This window comes from Ferrovibrio sp., assembly GCF_964218355.1.
Lineage (GTDB): Bacteria > Pseudomonadota > Alphaproteobacteria > Ferrovibrionales > Ferrovibrionaceae > Ferrovibrio.
Genome location: NZ_CAXPMC010000016.1, coordinates 379,962 through 398,442 on the forward strand (window position 1 = coordinate 379,962; position 18,481 = coordinate 398,442).

Genomic DNA, 18,481 nt, shown 5'->3' on the forward strand with positions numbered 1-18,481 from the left:
GGCGCGGCGGCGTCAGGACTGCAGGGCGAAGAAGCGCCGCAGCATGCCCTCGTAGACCTGCGACAGCGCGGCAATGTCGGCGACCAGCACATTCTCGTCCACCTTGTGCATGGTCTGGCCGACCAGGCCGAATTCCACCACCGGGCAGAAAGCCTGGATGAACCGCGCATCCGAGGTGCCGCCGGTGGTGCTCAGTTCCGGCACCCGGCCGGTGCCCGCCTGCACGGCCTCCGCCATCGCCGCCACGAACGGCCCGGGCTCGGTCAGGAAGGGCATCGCGCCGTCCTCCAGCACGAGATCGAAGCGGCCGGCATTGGCATCGGCGCGGCCGGCCGGGCCGCAGACTGCTTCGCAGCAGCGGGTGATCCAGCTTTTCAGGCCGGCGGATGTCTGCTCGGTATTGTAGCGGATGTTCAGCACCGCATGGGCGGCGGCCGGGATCACGTTGTTGGCAGGATTGCCGACATCGACGGTGGTGATCTCCAGGTTCGACGGCTCGAAATGGGCGTTGCCGCCATCCAGCCGTCGTGTCTTCAGCATCGTCAGGATGTCCAGCAGTCGCGGCAGCGGATTGTCGGCCAGATGCGGATAGCCGACATGGCCCTGGATGCCATGCACGGTGATGCGTGCGGTCAGCGAACCGCGCCGGCCGATCTTCATCATCTCGCCCAGCCGCAGCGGATTGGTCGGCTCGCCGACCACGCAGGCCGACAGGGCCTCGCCGCGCTCCGCCAGCCACTGCAGCACCTTGGTGGTGCCGTTGATCGCCGGCCCCTCCTCGTCGCCGGTGATGAGCAGGCTGATCGAGCCGTCTAGACGGCCCCCGCCGCCGGCAAGGAAGCGCCCGGCCGCCGCCACGAAGGCGGCAATCGCCGATTTCATGTCGGTGGCGCCGCGGCCGTAGAGACGGCCCTCGATGACGTCGCCGGCAAAGGGATCGACCGTCCAGGCGGTGGCATCGCCCACCGGCACCACATCGGTATGGCCGGCGAAGCAGAAATTGCGGCCGCCATCGCCCCAGCGGGCATACAGGTTCTCCACATCCGGCGTGCCCGGCGCGCTGAAGCGCAGCCGCTCGCAGCGGAAGCCGAGCGGGACCAGCGCCGCCTCCAGCACACCCAGCGCTCCCTTGTCGGCCGGGGTGACGCTCGGACAGCGGATCAGGGCCTGGGCAAGGTCGAGGGGGGCAGGCACGGCGGGGGCGGACTGGGGCACGGTGGGAACCTTGCGGCAGGAAAACGGGGCGATGCCGTCATTCCCGCCGCATCGGGGGAATACCGGATCGTGACAGTGGCATGTAACCCCTTGAAACGGCGCGGGTCAACGGCGCCCGGCGGCGCCCGGCGCTCCGCTTTGCCGCAGGGTGGCTTCGTTGACATCGGGGGTGGCAATGCATATCTGTAACCCCGGTTTCCGTCGCCGGTTTCCTTTTGGCGACGCGGATTTACGTCTCTCCAGCCGACAATCTGGGCCGGAATACGCGGGAGTAGGGCATGTTCGGCGCGCTTGCCAAGAAACTGTTCGGATCGGCCAACGACCGGGCGGTCAAGGGCTATTTGAAGACGGTCCAGGCGATCAACGCCCTGGAGCCGGAAATCTCGCAGCTGACCGATGCCCAGCTGCAGGCGAAGACGGTCGAATTCAAGCAGCGCCTCGCCGGCGACGGCAAGAATGGCGGCGCCGATCTCGATGACCTGCTGCCCGAAGCCTTTGCCGTGGTGCGCGAGGCGGCGAAGCGCGTGCTGGGCCAGCGCCATTACGACGTGCAGCTGATCGGCGGCATGGTGCTGCATGACGGCCGCATCGCCGAGATGAAGACCGGCGAAGGCAAGACGCTGGTCGCCACGCTGGCCGTCTACCTGAACGCGCTCAGCGGCAAGGGCGTGCATGTCGTCACCGTCAACGACTACCTCGCCCGCCGCGATGCCGAATGGATGGGCCGGGTCTACGGTTTCCTTGGGCTTTCCACCGGCATCATCGTGCACGGGCTGGACGATGCCGAACGCCAGGCCGCCTATGCCTGCGACATCACCTACGGCACCAACAACGAATACGGCTTCGACTACCTGCGCGACAACATGAAGTTCCAGCGTGCGCAGATGGTGCAGCGGCCGTTCAACTTCGCCATCGTCGACGAAGTCGACTCGATCCTGGTCGACGAGGCGCGCACTCCGCTGATCATCTCGGGCCCGTCGGAAGACACCACCGACCTCTATGTCAAGGTCAACGTGCTGATCCCGCAGCTCGTCGCCTCCGACTACGAGAAGGACGAGAAGCAGCGTACGGTGCATTTCACCGAAGACGGCACCGAGCATATCGAGCAGCTGCTGCGCGATGCCGGCCTGCTGAAATCGGCCTCCCTGTACGACACCGACAACATCGCCGTCGTCCATCACGCCAACCAGGCCCTGCGCGCCCATGCGCTGTTCACCCGCGATGTCGACTACATCGTCAAGGACGGCAAGGTCATCATCATCGACGAATTCACCGGCCGCATGATGGAAGGCCGCCGCTATTCCGACGGCCTGCACCAGGCGCTGGAAGCCAAGGAAGGCGTCGCCGTCCAGACCGAAAACCAGACGCTGGCCTCGATCACCTTCCAGAATTATTTCCGCATGTATCCGAAGCTGGCCGGCATGACCGGCACGGCGGCGACGGAAGCGGCGGAATTCGCCGACATCTACAAGCTGGACGTGGTCGAGATCCCGACCAACGTGCCGGTTGCCCGCATCGATGCCGATGACGAGGTCTACCGCACCGCCCGCGAGAAATACGCGGCGATCGTCAAGCTGATCGGCGAATGCCGGGCCAAGGGCCAGCCGGTTCTGGTCGGCACCGTGTCGATCGAGAAATCCGAGCTGCTGTCGGATTTCCTGAAGCAGCAGAAGATCACCCACAACGTGCTGAATGCCCGCCACCACGACCAGGAGGCCTTCATCGTCGCCCAGGCCGGCCGGCTCGGCGCGGTGACGATTGCCACCAACATGGCCGGCCGCGGCACCGACATCCAGCTCGGCGGCAATGCCGAGATGCGCATCCTGGCCGAGACCCAGGGCATGGACGGCACCGCGAAGGAGGCGATGGCGGCGCAGATTCGCACCGAGGTGGCCGTCGAGAAGGAGCAGGTGCTGGCCGCCGGCGGCCTCTACGTGATCGGGACCGAGCGCCATGAAAGCCGCCGCATCGACAACCAGCTGCGCGGCCGCTCCGGCCGCCAGGGCGATCCCGGTGCCTCGAAATTCTTCCTCAGCCTGGAAGACGACCTGCTGCGCATCTTCGGTTCCGAGCGCATGGACAGCATGCTGCAGCGGCTCGGCCTCGAAGAGGGCGAGGCGATCATCCATTCCTGGATCAACAAGGCGCTGGAAAAGGCGCAGCAGAAGGTCGAGGCGCGCAACTACGAGATCCGCAAGAACCTGCTGAAGTTCGACGATGTGATGAACGACCAGCGCAAGGTGATCTACGAGCAGCGCATCGAGATGATGGGCAGCGACGATCTGTCGGATACCGTCACCGACATGCGCCACGAGATCGTCGAGGACCTGGTCAGCCGCCATATCCCGGAAAAGGCCTATGCCGAGCAGTGGGATGCCGAAGGCCTGCAGCAGGAGGTGGCCCGCATTTTCGGCCTCGACCTGCCGATCGCCGACTGGGCCCGGGAGGAGGGCATCGCCGACCAGGTGATCCGCGAACGCCTGCTGGATGCCACCGACCGCAAGATGGCCGAAAAGGCCGCCAATTTCGGCCCCGATGTGATGCGCATGGTCGAGCGCAGCCTGCTGCTGCAGATTCTCGACCAGTGCTGGAAGGAACATCTGCATCACCTGGATTACCTGCGCCAGGCGGTCGGCCTGCGCGCCTATGCCCAGAAGGACCCGCTGAACGAATACAAGCGCGAGGCCTTCGCGCTGTTCGGCCAGATGCTGGCCCGTCTGCGCGAGCAGGTCACCGCCATCCTCGCCCGCGTCGAGATCCGCGCCGAGGAGCAGCCGCAGGAGCTGTTCGCCCGGCCGTCGCAGCCGCAGAGCCAGGCCTGGCATGAAAGCCGCGGCGAGGAGATCGAGGGCGCGGGCGATTCGGATGCGGCGCAGGGCCTGCTGCCGGCCCGCCCGGTGCATGGCAACCGCAGCACGGCAGTCGACCCCGACGAGCCGGCGACCTGGAAGAACACCCCGCGCAACGCGCCCTGCCCCTGCGGCTCGGGCAAGAAATACAAGCACTGCCACGGCAAATGAGCGGTGGCGGCCTGTTTCCGGGCCTGACCCCCGCGCGGGCGGCGCGTTTCGCCGCCCTGCCGCTGCGCAATCTCGGGCGCGAATACCCGAACCACGTGATGCATCTGCTGAACGATGCAGCCGATGCGCAGACGCCGCGCGCCCTGCATCCGGCTTTCTGGGGCAGCTATGACTGGCATTCGGCGGTGCACGGTTTCTGGCTGCTGGCCCGCATCCTGCGGCGGTTTCCCGACGGCACCGAAGCCGACACCATCACGGCCCTGTTCGACGCGCATCTGACCGCCGGACATATCGCCGGCGAGGTGGCGTATTTCGAGGCACCGGGCCGCGCCGGTTTCACCCGCCCCTATGGCTGGGGCTGGCTGCTGGCGCTGGCCGACGAGCTGCGCCGGCTGCCGCAGCCGCAGGCCGCCGGCTGGCGCCGCGCGCTGCAGCCGCTGGAACGGCTGCTGGCCGGGCGTTTCGCGCCCTATCTGGCAAAGCTCACCTATCCGATCCGCACCGGCACCCATTTCAACACCGCCTTCGCCCTGGTGCTGGCGCTGCAGTATGCCCGCGGCGCCGGCGATGCCGCGCTTGCGGCAGGCATCGACGGCTATGCGCGGCACGCCTTCCTGTCCGACCGCGACTATCCGGCGCATTATGAGCCCAGCGGCGACGATTTCCTGTCCGGCGCCCTGACCGAGGCCCTGCTGCTGCGGCACCTGCTGCCGCCGCCAGACTTCGCCGCCTGGTGGACGGCCTTCCTGCCGCAGGCGGCGGCCGCCTTCACGCCGGCCATCGTCGCCGACCGCACCGATGCCAAGGGCGTGCATCTCGATGGTCTCAATCTCAGCCGCGCCTGGTGCCTGCGTGGCATCGCCGCCGCCCTGCCGGCGGCGCGGCAGCCGGCCCTGCTCGCCTGCGCCGAGGCCCACGAAGCCGCCAGCCTGCCCTTCCTCGACAGCGGCGATTACGGCGGCGAGCACTGGCTTGCCACCTTCGCGGCGCTGGCGGCCGACGGGCTGTAACCCGCTTTCCCCACGGCAGCCTTGCCAAGCCCGGCCGGCTGTGGCTGGCTGACCTGCAAACGTGGAGGAAACATCATGCCCGTCAGCCCCGAACTGTGGCTTGCCTTCGCCGCCGCCGCGGCCGTCCTGATTGCCATTCCCGGCCCCACCACCCTGATGGTGCTGGGCCACACCATGTCGGGCGGCTGGCGCATGGGTGCCCTCAGCCTGGTCGGCGTCACGCTCGGCGACATCTGCGCCATCACGCTCTCGGTGCTCGGCTTCAGCGCCGTGCTCGCGGCCTCGGCCACCGCATTCCTGGTGATGAAATGGCTCGGCGCGGCCTATCTGGTCTGGCTCGGCATCCAGCTCTGGCGCAGCCCGCCGCCGCAACTGACGGTGCAGGCGCAGGTGCCGGGCGGCGGCGGCCGCGCCGTCGCCCAGACCTTCCTGGTCACCCTGCTGAACCCGAAGGGGCTGCTGTTCTTCGCCGCCTTCCTGCCGCAGTTCATCGATCCGGCGCGACCGCTCTGGCCGCAGGTGATCGTGTTCATGATCACCTTCGACCTGCTGGCGGCGCTGATCCAGGGTGCCTATATCCTCGCCATGGGCCGCGCGCGCGGGGTGATCGCCAATCCGCAGGTGCTGAAAAACATGAACCGGGCCGGCGGCGCCATGCTGGTCGGTGCCGGGCTGCTGACCGCCACGCTGAAGCGGTCGGCCTGAAATGCTGCGGCTGGCCCCGGCGGCGCAGGCCTTCACCGCCGCCATTCCCGATGCCGATCTCGCCGCCCTGCAGCAGCGGCTGGCACTGACCCGCTGGCCGGCGGAACCGGCCGAGGCCGCCTGGCAGTATGGCAGCAACGGTGACTACATGCGCCGCTTCGTCGCCCGCTGGCAGGACGGTTTCGACTGGCGGCTGTGGGAGGCGCAGCTCAACCGCTTCCGGCAGTATCGCGTGGCGCTGAAACGGCATGACCTGTCGGGCGGCGACCTGCAGCCCGTGCATGTCCTGATCGAGCCGGGCTCGGGGGATGCGCCGCGGCCGCTGCTGATGACCCATGGCTGGCCCGGCTCGGTTTTCGAATTCATCGACGTGATCGACCGGCTGGCGCATCCGGAACGCTTCGGCGGCCGTGCGGAAGACGCCTTCACCGTGATCTGCCCCAGCCTGCCGGGCTACGGCTTCTCGATGCCTCTGGCGCGACCGATCGGCCCGCGCGCCATCGCCCGGCTGTGGCGCGACCTGATGGTCGAGGTGCTGGGCCATCCGCGCTTCTTCGTGCAGGCCGGCGACTGGGGCTCGATCGTCTCCAGCTGGCTGGGGGCGGATTTCCCCGACCATGTCGCCGCCCTGCATCTGAACATGGTGCCCCTGCGCCCGCCGCTGACCAGGGACAGCCCGCCCCTGACCACCGCCGAGAAGGAATGGGTGCTGCGGGTGAAGAAGCTGCAGGCGACCGAGGCCGGCTATCACGCCATCCAGTCGACCAAGCCGTCGACGCTGGGCTTCGCCATGGCCGACAGTCCCGCCGGCATGGCGGCCTGGATCGTCGAGAAATTCCACGGCTTCCCGCGCGCGCCGGCCGATCACGATCCGCCCTTCGCCATGGATCACATCATCGCCAATGTGGCGCTCTACTGGCTGACCGGCAGCATGGTGACCGCCACCTGGCTTTACCGCGCCGCCGCCGAGACCGGCGATCTCGCCATGAAGCCCGGCGATTTCGTGCGGCCGCCCTGCGGCTTCCTGCTGCCGCCCTGGGATCTGGTGCCGCCGGCACCGCCGGGCTGGCTGGAACGCGGCTACAATGTGGTGCACCGCACGAATCTGGAACGCGGCGGCCATTTCGTGGCGATGGAGCAGCCCGAGGCCTTCGTCGCCGACGTGCAGAGCTTTTTTGCCAAGCAGAGCCTGTGAGAGACCGATGCCGAAGAGCGAACGCTATTACGAAGATTACGACGTGGGCGAGGTGATCGCCGCCGACGGCGTCAGCATCGCGGAAGCCGACATTCTCGATTTCGCCTTCCGCTACGACCCGCAGCCCTTCCATCTCGACAGGACCGCCGCCGGCCAGTCGATCTACCAGGGCCTGATCGCCTCGGGCTGGCAGACCGGCCTGCTGGGCTTCCGCATGCTGCTGCAGGCGGGCCTGCTGGGCAAAGGCAGCATGGGCTCGCCGGGGCTGGACGAGCTGCGCTGGTATCTGCCGGTGCGGCCGGGCGACACGCTGTATGGCAAGGCCAGCATCGAGGCCAAACGCGAAAGCCAGTCGAAACCCGACCGCGGCATCGTGAAGATGAAATACTGGATCGAGAACCAGAAGGGCGAGACGGTGATGAGCTTCTTCGGCAACCAGCTGGTGAAGAAGCGGCCTGTGTGAGCGCGGCACCCCGCATCCTCTGTCTCGGCGGCGCCGCGGTCGACCGCAAGTATCGCGGCCGCGCCGCGATCCGGCCGGCCACGTCCAATCCGGTCGACAGCGTACAGGGCTTCGGCGGCGTCGCCCGCAACGTGGCGGAAAACCTCGCCCGGCTGGGCTGCCGCGTGGCGCTGGGCAGCCTGGTCGGCGATGACGGCCGCGGCGAGGCCCTGCGGCGGCATCTGGCCGCCCTCGGGATCGACACTGCCGGCATCGGACGCAGCAGCAGCCACAGCACCGCCGAATATGCCGCCGTGCTGGAGCCCGATGGCAGCCTGGTGCTGGGGCTGGCCGACATGGCGATCTTCGATACGCTGACGCCGGACTGGCTGGCCGGGCTGCAGCCGCAGCTGGATGCGGCCGGCTTCGTGTTTGCCGACTGCAACCTGCCGGCCGCCACGCTGGATGCCCTGCGGCACCGGCGCCAGGCCGGCGCCGGCTGGCGGCTGGCCGTGGATGCCGTCTCGACGCCGAAGGTGGCGCGGCTGCCGCAGGATCTGGCCGGCATCGACCTGCTGCTGCTCAATCTCGACGAGGCCCGCACGCTCTGCGCCGACGCCGGCGCAGCGCCCGAAACTGCCGCACAGGCCCTGCGCAGCCGCGGTTGCGGCGCCGTGGTGGTCACCCTGGGGCAGCAGGGCTGCCGGCTGGCCGACGGCACCGGCAGCCGGCATCTTCCGGCGGCACCCGCACGGCAGGTGACGGACGTGACCGGCGCCGGCGACGCGCTGGCGGCCGGACTGCTGGCCGGGCTGGCCGCCGGCCGCGACCTGGCGGCGGCCCTGCGGCAGGGCCTGCAGGCCGCAGCCCTGACGGTCGAAAGCGGCGACAGCGTGCGGGCCGATCTCGCCGCCGCCCTGTCGGCCCTGTCCGATCCATGATAGGGAACCCGGCATGACGACATCCGCCGCACAGCTGGTCCTCTCGCCCGCGGTTGCCGATGCACTGGCCGCTGGCCGGCCGGTGGTGGCGCTGGAATCCACCATCATCACCCACGGCATGCCGTATCCCGACAACCTCGCCATGGCCCGGTCGGTCGAGGCGATCATCCGCGAGGCCGGCGCGGTGCCGGCCACCATCGCGCTGATTGCCGGACGGTTCCATATCGGCCTGGACGATGCCCTGCTGGAGGCCTTCGCCGCCGACCGCAATGCGGCCAAGGCCTCGGGCCGCGACCTTGCCGCGCTGGCCGTGCAGGGCGCCAGTGCCGGCACCACGGTATCGGCCACCATGCTGCTGGCGGCGCAGGCCGGCATCCGCGTCTTTGCCACCGGCGGCATCGGCGGCGTGCATCGCGGCGCCGAGAACACCTTCGACATTTCCGCCGACCTGACCGAGCTGGGCCGCACGCCGGTGGCCGTGGTCTGTGCCGGCATGAAGTCGATCCTCGACATCCCGAAGACGCTGGAAGTGCTGGAAACCCAGCGCGTGCCGGTGATCGTGCATGGCAGCGACGCGTTTCCCGCCTTCTTCGCGCGCCGCAGCGGCGAGGCGGCACCGCAGCGGCTGGACGATCCGGCCGCCATCGCCGCCGCCATCACCCTGCATGCGGCGCTGGGCAGCGGCACCGGCCTGCTGATCGCCAATCCGATCCCGGAGGCCGATGCCCTCGATGCCGCCGCCATCGAGCAGACCATCGCCGCGGCCGTGGCCGAGGCGGCAGGGCGTGGCATCGCCGGCAAGGAGGTCACCCCCTTCCTGCTGGCCCGCATCAATGCGCTGACGGAAGGGCGCAGCCTCGCCGCCAATATCGCCCTGGTGAAAAACAACGCGCGGCTGGCGGCCCGGATCGCCGTCGCGCTGGCCGGCAGGCACTGAACCCGGCCGCCGCCGGGCTGGCGTCAGATCGCGCGGCTGCGCAGCAGCCGGTCCAGCCCGCGCAGCAGGGCGGCAAGATCGACCGGCTTGGTGATGTAGAGATCGAATCCGGCCGCCCGGCCGCGTTCGATGGCCTCGGGATGCACGTCGGAGGTCAGCGCCAGCACCGGAATGGCGGCGGTTTCCGGGGCGGCGCGCAGGTGCTGCAGCACCTCGTAGCCGTTCATGTCGGGCATGTTGATGTCGGTGATGATGACATCGGGGCGGCTGGCGCGCGCAGCCGCCAGGCCCTCGGCGCCGCTTGCCGCCGCCAGATAGCGCACATCCGGCAGGGTTGCCATCACATGCTGCATCAGCACGCGGTTCGGCGCATTGTCCTCGATATAGAGCAGGCTGAAGCCCCCGCGCAGCACCACGCCGGTCTCGTCCTCGCCCTCCTTTGCCTCCGGCGGCGGCGTGGCGGCGACCGGGCCGGCCTCCTCGACGCGGCCGGCCAGCGGCAGTTCGATCCAGAAGCAGCTGCCCTCGCCCGGCCGGCTGGAAAAGCCGATCCGGCCCTGCATCGATGCGACCAGCTTGCGGGTCAGCGCCAGGCCGATGCCGCTGCCCTCGATGCCGCCGGCCTCGCGGCCCAGCCGGTTGAACGGCTGGAACACCTCGCCCTGGCGATCATAGGGGATGCCCGGCCCCTCGTCATGCACGGCGATGCGGAACATGCCGTCGCCGGGGCCGCATTCGAGCCGCACCCGGCTGCCGGCCGGGCTGTATTTGACGGCATTCGACAGCAGGTTCAGCAGCGCCTGGGCAGCGCGCATGCGATCCGCCTGCAGCAGCAGCGGAAACCCGGACGGATCCGGCCAGTCGACGAAAATCTGCGCCTGCTCGGCCAGCGGCATCACGATCGGCCGGATATCGTCCAGCAGATCGGCGGGCCGCACCGCCTCGGGCCGCACCGGCAGCTTGCCGGCATCGACCTTGGCGAAGCTGAGCACGTCGTCGATCAGCCGCAGCAGGTGGTCGCCGCCGCGGCGGATATACTCGACGAAGCCGGCTTGCTGTGCCGACAGCCGGTCGCGCGCCTGCATCTCCAGCAGCTGGGCAAAGCCGATCACCGCATTCAGCGGCGTGCGCAGTTCGTGGCTCATGCCGGACAGGAAATCCGCCTTGGCGCGGTTGGCACTCTCGGCCGCCTGCACGGCTTCCACCAGCGGCGACACATCGGCATAGGTCAGCATGCGCTGGCCGTTCGGCAGGGTCACGCTTTCAAACAGCAGGTGGCGGCCATCCTGCAGGTCGAGCCGCACCTGGCCGGAGCCGTCCAACCGCTCGACCTGGGCCATGCGCTCGGCGAAATAGCGGTCGTGATCGCCTTCCTGCACCCGGTAGAAACCCTGCGACCAGCCATGTTCCAGCAGCTGGGCGAAGCTGGGATGGCTGTCCGCCATGGCATCGGGCAGGCGCCACATGCGCCGGAAGGCCTGGTTGATGAAGACGGCGCGGAATTCGGCATCGAGCAGCAGGATGCCATAGCGGATGGCATGCAGCGCCGCATGCAGGTCGTTTTCGCCGGTGGCCGGCGGCCGCGTCGTCTCGCTGTCCGAAGCATGCATGCGATTGCCTCCCCCCTGCGAATCGCCGTGCCGGATCTGTATGGTTCGGGCCTGAGTTTACCATGGTATTCTGCGGCGCCGCAAAAATTTGCGCTGGCGGCAGCCGCCGGGCATCATCGGACGCTCCCGGTACTGAGGAGAAACCGTGCCCCATCTGCTGTTCCTGCCCGGTGCCGGCGGCGCCGCGGAATTCTGGCATCCGCTCGGCGCGCTGCTGCCGGCGGACTGGCAGAAAACCTTCCTCAGCTGGCCCGGTCTCGGCCATGAAGGTCACCGGCCGGGTTTCGAGGGGTTCGACGCCCTGACCGCCTGGGCCGCCGGTCATCTTGTTGCGCGCGACAATGTCGTGCTGGCGCAGTCGATGGGGGCCATCGTCGCCCTGCGCCTGGCGCTGGCGCATCCGGACCGGGTGAACACGCTGGTGCTGACGGCCGGGTCCGGCGGCCTCGATCTCGGCCGCTTCGGCGCCGCCGACTGGCGGCCCGGCTATTACGCCGAATATCCCCGCGCCGCCCGCTGGATCGAAACGGAAAAACCCGACCACACGGCCGAGATGGCGGATGTGCGCCAGCCGGTGCTGCTGTTATGGGGCGATGCCGATGCGATCAGCCCGCCGGCGGTGGGCCGGCATCTGCAGCGGCTGCTGCCGCGGGCGAAGCTGCAGGTGATCGCCGGCGGTGACCACGGTTTCGCAAAGGACCGGGCGGCCGAGATCGCGCCGCTGGTGGCGGCGCATATCCGGACCGGCGGTTGAACAGACCCGCCTCTTGATGCGCCTGCCCCGCCGCACCATCTGCTGCCGCGCTGCCGCTGACGGACATCGTGAATCCCCTGCAGGCAGGCCGGAGACATCCGGCCGGCACCGGCCGCGACCGGCCGGCCATTGGCGCCAACTGGCGGGACTTGGCTGTCACTGGGCGCGAATTGGCATCTCATTGGCGCGAATGGGATGCAATTGGCTCGCAACAGGCGGCGATCCCACGGCCGCCGGTCCATGATTCCAGGTGGTTAGCGCGGCTTCAGAGCCCGACGCTGCCCATATCGAGGAATTTGCGCCGGCGCGCCTCGCGCAGGGCCCCCGGTTCCTGGCCGGCCAGGTCGCGCAGGCCACGTTCCAGCGCGTCGCCGAGATCGGCAATCGCCTGTTTCGGGTCGCGATGGGCACCGCCCAGCGGCTCCTTCACGACCTCGTCGACCACTTTCAGCTTCAGCAGGTCGTCGGCGGTGATGCGCAGGGCCGCCGCCGCATCGGGGCCGCGGCCGCCATCGCCCCAGAGGATCGCCGCGCAGCCTTCCGGCGAGATCACCGAATAGACCGCATGCTCGTACATCACCACCCGGTTGGCGGCGGCCAGCGCCACCGCGCCGCCGGAGCCGCCCTCGCCGACGATGGCGGCGATCAGCGGCACCCGCAGGTCGAGGCAGCAATCGATGGCCCGCGCGATCGCCTCGGCCTGGCCGCGCTCCTCCGCCTGCACGCCGGGATAGGCACCGGCCGTATCCACCAGGGTGATCACCGGCAGGCGGAACCGCTCGGCCAGCCGCATCAGGCGGATCGCCTTGCGGTAGCCTTCCGGCTTGGCCATGCCGAAATTGTGCTTCATGCGGCCGTCGATGCCGCGGCCCTTTTCGTGGCCCATCACCATCACGGCGCGGCCGCGGAAGCGGCCGAGCCCGCCCATGATGGCGGCATCCTCGGCAAAGGCGCGGTCGCCGGCCAGTGGCGTGTAATCCTCGATCATCGCCGCGACATAATCGGCGAAATGCGGCCGGTCCTGGTGGCGGGCAACCTGGGTCTTCTGCCAGGCGCCGAGCTTGGCATAGGTGGCACGCAGCTGCTGTTCGGCCTTGGCCTCCAGGCGGCCCAGTTCCTCGGCGATGTCGGCATTGCCGTCGGCCGCCAGCTGCTTCAGCTCGGCGATCTTCGCCTCGAGTTCGGCGATCGGCTTCTCGAATTCCAGATAGGAGTGCATGGGCGCTTCGTGTAGCACGGATCGCAGCCTTGCACAAATGCCCTAACCCGTTGGAAAAGACCCTGTTTTCCGGGATTCTCCGACCGACTTTCACGCCCGGGCGCGGCATGCTATGACCGCGCCGCCATCCTCTTTCCCTCCTGCCGAGGCCCCCGCCATGACCGACCTGATCCCGATCCGCCGCGCCTTGCTGTCCGTGTCCGACAAGACCGGGCTGGTGGAATTCGGCCAGGCCCTGGCCGGGCTGGGGGTCGAGATCCTGTCCACCGGCGGCACCTTCAGGGCCCTGAAAGACGCCGGCATCGCCGTGAAGGAAGTGGCCGAGCATACCGGCTTCCCCGAGATGATGGACGGCCGGGTCAAGACCCTGCACCCGACCATCCATGGCGGCATCCTCAGCCTGCGCGACCATCCCGAGCACAGGGCGGCGATGGACAAGCACGGCATCCCGCCGATCGACCTGGTGGTGGTCAACCTCTATCCGTTTGCCGCCACCGTGGCCAAGGGCGCCGATTTCGCCACCTGCATCGAGAATATCGATATCGGCGGCCCGGCCATGATCCGCTCGGCGGCGAAGAACCACGGCTATGTCACCGTGGTGGTCGATGCGGCCGATTACGGCGCCGTGCTGGCGGCGTTGAAGGACAATGCCGGCGCCACGCCGTTGGAGCTGCGCCGCCGGCTGGCCGCCAAGGCCTATGCCCATACCGGCAGCTACGACAGCATGATCGCCACCTGGTTCGCCCGCCAGAACGGCGAGAGCTTCCCGCCCACCCTGCTGCTGTCGGCCGAGCGCAAGCAGACCCTGCGCTATGGCGAGAATCCGCACCAGCAGGCGGCCTTCTATGTGACCGGCGAACCGCGGCCCGGCGTCGCCACCGCCCGCCAGCTGCAGGGCAAGGAGCTCAGCTACAACAACCTGAACGACACGGACGCGGCCTTCGAGCTGGTCTCGGAATTCGCCGACCGGCCCGCCATCGCGATCATCAAGCATGCCAATCCCTGCGGCGTGGCCACCGCCGACACGCTCAGCAATGCCTGGGATGCCGCCCTGCGCTGCGACAGCACCTCGGCCTTCGGCGGCATCGTCGCCATGAACCGCAGGCTGGACAAGGCCACGGCCGAGAAGATCGGCGCCATCTTCACCGAGGTGATCGTCGCCCCCGATGCCGACGAGGATGCCAAGGCGCTTCTCGCCGCCAAGAAGAACCTCCGCCTGCTACTGACCGGCGGCATGGCCGATCCGCTCAGCCCCGGCTGGTTCGTCAAGTCGGTCGCCGGCGGCTATCTGGTGCAGACCCGGGATGCCGGGCGCATCACCGAGGCCGAGCTGAAGGTCGTCACCCGGCGCGCGCCGACCCAGCAGGAGCTGGCCGACATGCTGTTTGCCTTCCGGGTCGGCAAGCATGTGAAGTCGAACACCATCGTCTATGCGAAGGGCGGCGCCACCGTCGGCATCGGCGCCGGCCAGATGAGCCGCGTCGATTCCGCCCGCATCGCCTTCCGCAAGGCGCAGGATGCGGCGAAGGCGGCAGGTCTTGGCGCGCCGCTGACCCAGGGCTCGGTGGCCGCATCGGATGCCTTCTTCCCGTTCGCCGACGGGCTGGAGGTGCTGGTCGAGGCCGGCGCCACCGCCGTGATCCAGCCCGGCGGTTCGATCCGTGACCAGGAGGTGATCGACGCGGCCGACAAGGCCGGACTGGCCATGGTGTTCACCGGCATGCGGCATTTCCGCCACTGACGGAGGACTGCAGGATGTACAGGCTTTTCTGGGCACCCGGAACCGCGGCGATGGCACCGCAGGCCATGCTGGAGGAGATCGGCGCCGCCTACGAGACCGTCCGCCTCGACATCGCCGCGAAGCAGCACGAGCAGGCCGAATACCGGCGCCTCAATCCGAACGGCCGCATCCCGACCCTGGTCGACGGCGATTTCGTCATCTTCGAGACGGCGGCGATCTGCCAGTATCTGGCCGACCGGCATCCGGAAGCCAGCCTGGCACCGCCGGCAGGCAGCCATGCCCGCGGCCGCTATTACCAGTGGCTGACCTACATGACCAATACGGTGCAGCCGGCCTTCCTCGGCTGGTTCCATCCCGACTGGACCTTCGGCGACGCGGAGGCTCAGGCGGCACTGAAGGCCGCCTCGGCGCGGGAACTGTACCGGTCCTTCCAGGTGATCGATGACGGCATCGGCGGCCAGCCATGGCTGGCCGGCCCGGCCTTTACCGCCTGCGACATCTGGCTGGCCATGCTGGCGCGCTGGAGCCGTTTTCTCGAGCGGCCGATGTGGGACTGGCCGAATATCCGCCGGGTCGTCGGCGCCACCTACACGCGGCCGGCCTTCCAGCGCATGATGCAGAAGCAGGGCATCGCCTGGGCAGAGAAGTGGCCGGTGGCCTGAGGACGGCCGGCCACTTCTCTGCCCTAATGCGCCACTTTCCTCCTGATTCCAAAAATTGATCTTTTTTTGATACCCGCCTGCATGCACCGGCTTATTCCCGGCTGCTAGCGAAGCTCCGTGTCCCCGATACAGGACAGAAGGCGGCGGGCCGCATCTGGTTGTGGTTGCGGCTGGTCTCAAGTGCATACACGGAGGATTCTTCACAATGACCAGACCTATTTTGGGCGGCAGGCTTATTATGGGCCGAAGTGGGAGAGACGGATATCAGGGAACGATAGGACTTGCCGTAAAATCCCCGGGGGATACGCGCCTTCTCATCACGGCCGGTCATGTCGTGGGCGCGGAGACTGCCCGTGTCTATGATGCGACCCCAGACCAGAAGCCCGGGGTGCAGATCGGCACGGTCTTTGCAAATTATGCGTATAGTCGAGATGGTGGTGACTTCGCACTTGTCGGACTTCTCGATTCGGTAAGGAACCAGAATATCGAACCCTGGACCGTGGGGTTCGTCGGCCCGGACGGCCGGAGCACCATGCGGCGACAGATAACAAGCATCGCCAGGTCACGCCCAAGGCAGGGGGCCCAAGTCATGTTTGTGGGAGCGAGAACCGGCGTCCATGTCGGCATTGTCTCAGGTGTGCGCGAAACATTTTCGTTCACGGACGAACACGGAAAACGACAAAGACTGACAGACGTGATGATTCTGAAAGTAAAAAAGGACGATCCAATACCTGTAAAGCAGGGTGACAGCGGTGGCCCGGTTTTTTATGGCGACGATTTTCTCGGTATCATGACCCACGGGACGGACATTCCGGACAAAGATGGCTACAAGATCGTCGTATGCACCCCCATCGAACAGTTTGCCGACTACATTTCAACGGACATCTCCCACCGCTGGAGGTGATCCGGCCGGCGGCCGGGCACCGGCTCAGCGCGGCTGGCTGAGCTGCCAGCGCCGGTTGGCGAAATACAGCACGGCTTCCTGTGGCGCGCGCTGCCGCCCCTGCACGGTCAGCCGCGCCACGGTCCCGCCAGCCCAGTCGGCAAAGCGGAATTCCTGTTCCAGATGCGCCGGCCGAAAGAAAACCAGTTCCGGCACCGGGCCGGCCAGCGACCAGACCTCGACGCCGCTGACCGTGTCGCCGCCCTTCGGTGCGGCATTCACCGCCACCAGGTGGCGGCCGTCGGGCGAGAAATGCGGCGGCCCGATCAGCCGGGTTTCGGCTCCGGTGCGCATGTCGACCAGCGCATAGGCCTCGCCGGCATAGAGCCGCACGGCCAGCAGCCAGAAGCCCTGCTGCGGAAAGCGCCAGATTGCATATTTGCGCAGGCAGTCATGCCAGATGTCCCGCGGCGGCCTGGTGGCGCAGGCGCGATCCTCCGCCACATCAATGACCCGGCCATCGGCCAGCATCAGCTCAAGCTGGCCGTTGCGGCGCGCCACGCCGCTGCCGGCCTCGGCTGTCAGTGTCGCCTCGCTGCGGGCCATGGCCGCATCCCAGTCGGCATCGTCGCGTGACAGGGCCGCATCGAAGCGGGCCTCGCCGGGCGAGCCTGTCTGCATGCAGCCGGCCAGAAGCACGGCCAGCACCCCTGCCGCACTGGCAATCCCGCAGGCGCGAATGGCCGCCCGCAGGTGCCTACCGAAAGTTTCAGCGCCTTTCACGCGAACAAGCCCCCTTGCCGTCGCCCCCTGAGGGCGCCACTATAGCATCCGGATGGGGCGCTATCTCTTTTTTTACCGAGGAGATTTCGCATGTTGCTGGATGGCCTTCTGAAACGGGTCGTCAAACACGGGTCGCTGACAGTCATCGACCCCAAAGGCCGGTCCTTCCATTACGGGGAACCGGTCCATGACGGAACGGTGGTAATACGCCTCAACGGTGCCTTCACCCCGTGGCGAATGGCCCTCAATCCCAAGCTCGCAGTCGGCGAAGCCTTCATGGACGGCCGGCTGGTACTGGAAAAGGGCAGCATTTACGACTTCCTTGAAACGGTGGTGCAGAATCTGGGCCCGCATGGCGAACTGCCCTTCCAGGTCCTGCAGCGCGGCTGGGAGAAGCTGATGCGCTGGTGGCACCAGTTCAATCCCGAGGCCGCGGCCTCGCGCCGGGTGCGCCATCATTACGATCTCGACGGCCGGCTCTACGACCTGTTCCTCGATACCGACAAGCAGTATTCCTGTGCCTATTTTCCGGCGCCGGATGCGACGCTGGAACAGGCACAGCTGGCCAAGAAGCGCCATATCGCCGCCAAGCTGAAGCTGAAGCCCGGCATGAAGGTGCTGGAAATCGGCTGCGGCTGGGGCGGGCTGGCGCTGTATCTGGCCGAAACCTGCGGCGTCGAGGTGCTGGGCATCACGCTGAGCCATGAACAACACGCCATCGCCACCAGCCGTGCGCAGGAACGCGGCCTTGCCGACCGGGTGAAGTTCCGCATCTGCGACTACCGCAAGCTGGACGGCCAGTTCGACCGCATCGTCTCGGTCGGCATGTTCGAGCATGTCGGCGTGCCGCATTATCCGGAATATTTCAGCGGCGTGCACCGGCTGCTGAAGGAGGATGGCGTCGCCCTGATCCACTCGATCGGCCGCAGCGAGGGTCCCGGCACCACACCGGCCTTCATCCGCAAATACATCTTTCCCGGCGGCTACATCCCGGCCCTGTCGGAAGTGATGCCCAGCATCGAGCGCAGCGGCCTGTGGCTGACCGATATGGAAATCCTGCGCCTGCATTACGCCGAGACCCTGAAACACTGGCGCATGCGCTTCGTCGCCCAGTGGGACAAGGCGAAGGCGCTGTATGACGAGCGCTTCTGCCGCATGTGGGAATTCTATCTGGCCGCCTCGGAGGTCACCTTCCGGCACTGGGGCCACATGGTGTTCCAGGCGCAGCTGACCAGGCGGGTCGACACCCTGCCGGTGACCCGCGACTACATGCTGGAGGACGAGCGGCGGCTGGCCGGCACCGAGAAGCCACAACGGCCATTCGCCAAGACGGGCTGACCGGCCGGTGCAGCCAGGGGGGACGG

General features: G+C 67.9%; 16 protein-coding genes. 12 read left to right on the forward strand and 4 right to left on the reverse strand.

Annotated elements, in window-relative coordinates:
- Nucleotides 1-12 precede the first annotated feature (12 nt).
- Nucleotides 13-1,215: a succinyl-diaminopimelate desuccinylase gene (dapE, locus tag ACEQZY_RS11050; protein ID WP_341704713.1), complete on the reverse strand. Its 1,203-nt coding sequence runs from the start codon at nt 1,213-1,215 to the stop codon at nt 13-15.
- 278 nt (nt 1,216-1,493) lie between these two features.
- Between dapE and secA the strand changes: the two genes are divergently transcribed.
- The 7 genes from secA (at nt 1,494) to ACEQZY_RS11085 (ending at nt 9,465) form a co-directional block, all read left to right on the forward strand.
- The gene (gene secA / locus ACEQZY_RS11055; protein WP_341704712.1) at nt 1,494-4,235 is read left to right on the forward strand and encodes a preprotein translocase subunit SecA; all 2,742 of its coding nucleotides are present in this window, start codon (nt 1,494-1,496) and stop codon (nt 4,233-4,235) included.
- On the forward strand, nt 4,232-5,245 hold the full coding sequence (locus ACEQZY_RS11060) for a DUF2891 domain-containing protein (RefSeq protein WP_370154303.1): 1,014 nt from the start codon (nt 4,232-4,234) through the stop codon (nt 5,243-5,245). Before secA ends, ACEQZY_RS11060 begins: the two co-directional genes overlap by 4 nt.
- A 75-nt stretch (nt 5,246-5,320) precedes the next feature.
- Nucleotides 5,321-5,950: a LysE family translocator gene (locus ACEQZY_RS11065; RefSeq protein ID WP_341705542.1), complete on the forward strand. Its 630-nt coding sequence runs from the start codon at nt 5,321-5,323 to the stop codon at nt 5,948-5,950.
- A 1-nt stretch (nt 5,951) separates the two neighbouring features.
- A complete protein-coding gene (locus ACEQZY_RS11070; protein WP_370154306.1) occupies nt 5,952-7,145 on the forward strand; it encodes an epoxide hydrolase family protein in 1,194 nt (397 codons plus the stop codon).
- Between the two features lie 7 nt (nt 7,146-7,152).
- Nucleotides 7,153-7,608 (forward strand): MaoC family dehydratase, encoded by a 456-nt coding sequence (locus ACEQZY_RS11075; RefSeq protein WP_341705544.1) that lies wholly within the window; start codon nt 7,153-7,155, stop codon nt 7,606-7,608.
- Nucleotides 7,605-8,528 carry a carbohydrate kinase family protein gene (locus ACEQZY_RS11080; protein ID WP_370154310.1) on the forward strand — a complete coding sequence of 308 codons (924 nt, stop codon included), beginning with the start codon at nt 7,605-7,607 and terminating at the stop codon, nt 8,526-8,528. Before ACEQZY_RS11075 ends, ACEQZY_RS11080 begins: the two co-directional genes overlap by 4 nt.
- Before the next feature lie 13 nt (nt 8,529-8,541).
- Nucleotides 8,542-9,465, forward strand: a complete 924-nt coding sequence (locus ACEQZY_RS11085; RefSeq protein WP_370154311.1) for a pseudouridine-5'-phosphate glycosidase — start codon at nt 8,542-8,544, stop codon at nt 9,463-9,465.
- Nucleotides 9,466-9,488: 23 nt separating this feature from the next.
- On the opposite strand, the gene ACEQZY_RS11090 is transcribed toward ACEQZY_RS11085, so the two are convergent.
- Complete coding sequence (locus ACEQZY_RS11090; protein ID WP_370154313.1) at nt 9,489-11,075, reverse strand: ATP-binding protein; 1,587 nt, start codon at nt 11,073-11,075, stop codon at nt 9,489-9,491.
- Between the two features lie 145 nt (nt 11,076-11,220).
- On the opposite strand from ACEQZY_RS11090, the gene ACEQZY_RS11095 reads away from it, so the two are divergent.
- On the forward strand, nt 11,221-11,829 hold the full coding sequence (locus ACEQZY_RS11095) for an alpha/beta fold hydrolase (RefSeq protein ID WP_370154315.1): 609 nt from the start codon (nt 11,221-11,223) through the stop codon (nt 11,827-11,829).
- A gap of 265 nt (nt 11,830-12,094) precedes the next feature.
- On the opposite strand, the gene ACEQZY_RS11100 is transcribed toward ACEQZY_RS11095, so the two are convergent.
- Entirely contained in the window at nt 12,095-13,048 is a 954-nt protein-coding gene (locus ACEQZY_RS11100; protein ID WP_370154317.1) for an acetyl-CoA carboxylase carboxyltransferase subunit alpha, read from the reverse strand.
- A 157-nt stretch (nt 13,049-13,205) separates the two neighbouring features.
- Here ACEQZY_RS11100 and purH point away from each other — a divergent pair, with 157 nt between their 5' ends.
- From purH to ACEQZY_RS11115, 3 genes are all read left to right on the forward strand, one after another.
- Nucleotides 13,206-14,789 (forward strand): bifunctional phosphoribosylaminoimidazolecarboxamide formyltransferase/IMP cyclohydrolase, encoded by a 1,584-nt coding sequence (gene purH / locus ACEQZY_RS11105; protein ID WP_341703064.1) that lies wholly within the window; start codon nt 13,206-13,208, stop codon nt 14,787-14,789.
- 14 nt (nt 14,790-14,803) lie between these two features.
- Nucleotides 14,804-15,451, forward strand: a complete 648-nt coding sequence (locus ACEQZY_RS11110; protein WP_341703065.1) for a glutathione S-transferase family protein — start codon at nt 14,804-14,806, stop codon at nt 15,449-15,451.
- 205 nt (nt 15,452-15,656) lie between these two features.
- Nucleotides 15,657-16,355, forward strand: a complete 699-nt coding sequence (locus ACEQZY_RS11115; protein WP_341703066.1) for a trypsin-like serine protease — start codon at nt 15,657-15,659, stop codon at nt 16,353-16,355.
- Nucleotides 16,356-16,379: 24 nt separating this feature from the next.
- Here the strand turns inward: ACEQZY_RS11115 and ACEQZY_RS11120 are convergent, their stop codons facing one another.
- On the reverse strand, nt 16,380-17,042 hold the full coding sequence (locus ACEQZY_RS11120; RefSeq protein WP_341703067.1) for a hypothetical protein: 663 nt from the start codon (nt 17,040-17,042) through the stop codon (nt 16,380-16,382).
- A gap of 165 nt (nt 17,043-17,207) precedes the next feature.
- Here ACEQZY_RS11120 and ACEQZY_RS11125 point away from each other — a divergent pair, with 165 nt between their 5' ends.
- Entirely contained in the window at nt 17,208-18,455 is a 1,248-nt protein-coding gene (locus ACEQZY_RS11125) for a cyclopropane-fatty-acyl-phospholipid synthase family protein (RefSeq protein ID WP_341703068.1), read from the forward strand.
- Nucleotides 18,456-18,481 lie beyond the last annotated feature (26 nt).

Bases quoted from the DNA above. Each gene is read 5' to 3' on its own strand.
- secA (WP_341704712.1), top strand. From the start codon at position 1,494: ATGTTCGGCGCGCTTGCCAAGAAACTGTTCGGATCGGCCAACGACCGG.
- ACEQZY_RS11060 (WP_370154303.1), top strand. From the start codon at position 4,232: ATGAGCGGTGGCGGCCTGTTTCCGGGCCTGACCCCCGCGCGGGCGGCG.
- ACEQZY_RS11065 (WP_341705542.1), top strand. From the start codon at position 5,321: ATGCCCGTCAGCCCCGAACTGTGGCTTGCCTTCGCCGCCGCCGCGGCC.
- ACEQZY_RS11070 (WP_370154306.1), top strand. From the start codon at position 5,952: ATGCTGCGGCTGGCCCCGGCGGCGCAGGCCTTCACCGCCGCCATTCCC.
- ACEQZY_RS11075 (WP_341705544.1), top strand. From the start codon at position 7,153: ATGCCGAAGAGCGAACGCTATTACGAAGATTACGACGTGGGCGAGGTG.
- ACEQZY_RS11085 (WP_370154311.1), top strand. From the start codon at position 8,542: ATGACGACATCCGCCGCACAGCTGGTCCTCTCGCCCGCGGTTGCCGAT.
- ACEQZY_RS11090 (WP_370154313.1), bottom strand. From the start codon at position 11,075: ATGCATGCTTCGGACAGCGAGACGACGCGGCCGCCGGCCACCGGCGAA.
- ACEQZY_RS11100 (WP_370154317.1), bottom strand. From the start codon at position 13,048: ATGCACTCCTATCTGGAATTCGAGAAGCCGATCGCCGAACTCGAGGCG.
- purH (WP_341703064.1), top strand. From the start codon at position 13,206: ATGACCGACCTGATCCCGATCCGCCGCGCCTTGCTGTCCGTGTCCGAC.
- ACEQZY_RS11110 (WP_341703065.1), top strand. From the start codon at position 14,804: ATGTACAGGCTTTTCTGGGCACCCGGAACCGCGGCGATGGCACCGCAG.
- ACEQZY_RS11115 (WP_341703066.1), top strand. From the start codon at position 15,657: ATGACCAGACCTATTTTGGGCGGCAGGCTTATTATGGGCCGAAGTGGG.
- ACEQZY_RS11125 (WP_341703068.1), top strand. From the start codon at position 17,208: ATGTTGCTGGATGGCCTTCTGAAACGGGTCGTCAAACACGGGTCGCTG.